Source organism: Streptomyces sp., from assembly GCF_035563135.1.
Lineage (GTDB): Bacteria > Actinomycetota > Actinomycetes > Streptomycetales > Streptomycetaceae > Streptomyces.
The window spans coordinates 1-2,545 of record NZ_DATMVN010000099.1 but is presented as its reverse complement, the minus strand read 5'-3'; the positions used below and the strand labels follow the sequence as shown (position 1 = coordinate 2,545).

The following is a 2,545-nucleotide window of genomic DNA, read 5'->3' as shown; positions in this document are numbered from 1 at the left end:
CCAGGCAGGTGATGCCGGACCCGGTGACCGTGAGCCGGTAGGACTCGTCCACGGGCTCGCCCGCGCCGCAGGGGGCGACGCCCACGGTCCCGCCGTACGGCGGGAGCGTCCCGTCGAGGGCGAGCGTGAGGACGGCGGGCGTGGCGGGGCCGGATGCGCCGGCGCCCAGGTGGGGTTCGAGCAGGGCCCGGACGGACCCGGCCGTCGCGGCGAGGCGGTCGTCGGACGCGTGGACCCGCCAGGGCCCGGCGGGGTGCGGCCCCGGCGCGGGAACCGCTGTGTCCTGCCGCACGGGCTGGGGAATGACGGCGTTCATGGTCTCCTCCACCGGCTGCTCCACGGACGCGCGGCCCGGCCTCCTGGGGCGGTGCGCCGAGGCCGTTGCCTCTTCCTGCGGGCCAGGTGCGCCTGTACGCTAACACGAAAACCGATCAATGAACGCTTTTCAGGGAGCGGGGGAGCAGACCTCTGCGGCCCCCGCTCCGATGCGGAAGGAGCTCTCCTATGACGCCCCCGACCGGGCCCGGACTCGCACTCCCGGAAGGCTTCCTGCTGGGCGCCTCCACCTCCGCCCACCAGGTCGAGGGGAACAACGTCTCCAGCGACTGGTGGGCCGTCGAGAACCGGCCCGGCACCTTCGTGGCAGAGCGCAGCGGAGACGCGGCCGACAGCTTCCACCGCTGGCCCGAGGACATGGACCTGCTCAGCGGACTCGGCTTCAACGCCTACAGGTTCAGCATCGAGTGGGCCCGTATCGAACCCGAGCGCGGACAGATATCGCTTGCGGCCGTCGCGCACTACCGCGCCATGGTGTGCGGAGCGCTGGAGCGGGGTCTGACACCACTGGTGACTCTGCACCACTTCACCTCGCCGCGGTGGTTCAGCGCCCTCGGCGGCTGGGCCTCGCCCGACTCGGCGGACCTGTTCGCCTCGTACGCGGGCATCGCCGTGGACATCCTCCTGCCGGGCGTCCGGCACGTGGCCACCATCAACGAACCGAACATGATCGCGCTGATGCACACCCTGCTGCGCGGGGCCGGCCTCCCGGCGGACGGTGACAGCGGCGGCGGGCCGGCGGGCGGTGAGCGGACCGGCGTCGCACTCGACCCGGGTTCGGCGGAACCGGACGCCTCCGTCACCCAGGCGCTCATCCGCGCCCACCGGGCCGCCACCGCCGTGCTGAAGGCCGCCGACCCCACGCTCCAGGTGGGGTGGACGGTCGCCAACCAGGCCTACCAGGCCGAACCCGGCGCCGCGGAGGCCATGAAGGCGTATGCCCGGCCGCGTGAGGACGTCTACCTGGAGGCCGCCCGCGAGGACGACTGGATCGGCGTCCAGGCGTACACCCGCCACCGCATCGGCAACGAGGGCCCGCTGCCCGTCCCGCAGGGCGCCCCCACCACACTGACCGGGTGGGAGGTCTACCCGGAGGCGCTGGGAGAGGCCGTCCGGCACACCGCGGAGGTCGTCGGCCCGCACGTCCCGGTCCTGGTCACGGAGAACGGCATCGCCACGGCCGACGACGACCAGCGCATCACCTACACCACGGCCGCGCTGGCGAGCCTCGCCTCGGCCATGCGGGACGGGATCGACGTCCGTGGTTATCTGCACTGGAGCGCCCTCGACAACTACGAATGGGGCTCCTACCGGCCGACGTTCGGGCTGATCGCGGTCGACCCGCAGACCTTCGCCCGCACCCCCAAGCCCTCCGCCGAGTGGCTCGGCGCACTCGCCCGGTCCGGCCGCCTGCCCGACGGTTCCGGCGGGCAGGACGGGCCCCATGGGCACGACGGGCTCCCGGCGGCCGGGCCCGCCCGTGCCCGCAGTGCCGGTTAGGCTGCTGGGCATGGCGAAACGGGGCCCGTACGAAAAGGGCGAGGCGAAGCGCACCGAGATCCTGCAGGCGGCCCTGGAGATCTTCGCCACCGAGGGATACCGGGGCACGTCGCTGCGCAAGGTGGCCGCCAAGTGCAGTCTCAGCCTGCCCGGCCTGATGCACTACTTCAGCTCCAAGGAGGACCTGCTCACCCAGGTCCTCCGGATGCGCGACGAGACCGCCCGGGTGCGCCAGGACGAGCGCACCAGCCCCGAGAGCTATCGCGAGATCATCCGGGAGGGCGCACGGACCCCGGGCCTGGTGGAGCTGTTCGTCTCCATGGCGGCGGCGGCCGGCGACCCGGAGCACCCCGCACACGCGCACTTCGCGGAGCGCTATCCGGCCCTGCGTGAGCGCGTCGCCGGCTTCGTCCAGAAGCGCATGGACGAAGGGCGGATGACCACGGAGATCCCCGCCGAGCGGCTGGCGGTCCTGCTGCTCGCGGTGGCCGACGGCATCCAGCTCCAGTGGCTCATCGACCGTACGACGGACATGGAGCAGCCGATCGACGACATCATGCGGTTGCTCGCCCTCGGGGCGGAGAACTGAGGGAGGCGGGGGCGCCGGCGGTGCCGGTGCTCCCGCCCCTTCGCCCTCCGGCCGGGAAGCGGCGGGGCAGGGGGCGGCGGCGCCGGGAGCGGCCGTGGCGGGATCAGGCCGGGGCGGAGG

Annotated in this window: 2 protein-coding genes and 1 pseudogene; 2 read left to right on the top strand and 1 reads right to left on the bottom strand. The window is 73.4% G+C overall.

Annotation, left to right across the window (positions count from 1 at the left end):
• A pseudogene (locus tag VN520_RS04465) lies at positions 1-316 on the bottom strand (beta-N-acetylhexosaminidase); the annotation flags it as partial.
• Between the two features lie 188 nt (positions 317-504).
• Here VN520_RS04465 and VN520_RS04460 point away from each other — a divergent pair.
• Positions 505-1,836 carry a glycoside hydrolase family 1 protein gene (locus VN520_RS04460; RefSeq protein ID WP_325745519.1) on the top strand — a complete coding sequence of 444 codons (1,332 nt, stop codon included), beginning with the start codon at positions 505-507 and terminating at the stop codon, positions 1,834-1,836.
• A gap of 10 nt (positions 1,837-1,846) precedes the next feature.
• Positions 1,847-2,425, top strand: coding sequence for a TetR/AcrR family transcriptional regulator (locus tag VN520_RS04455; RefSeq protein ID WP_325745518.1), 579 nt, complete (start codon positions 1,847-1,849; stop codon positions 2,423-2,425).
• Positions 2,426-2,545 lie beyond the last annotated feature (120 nt).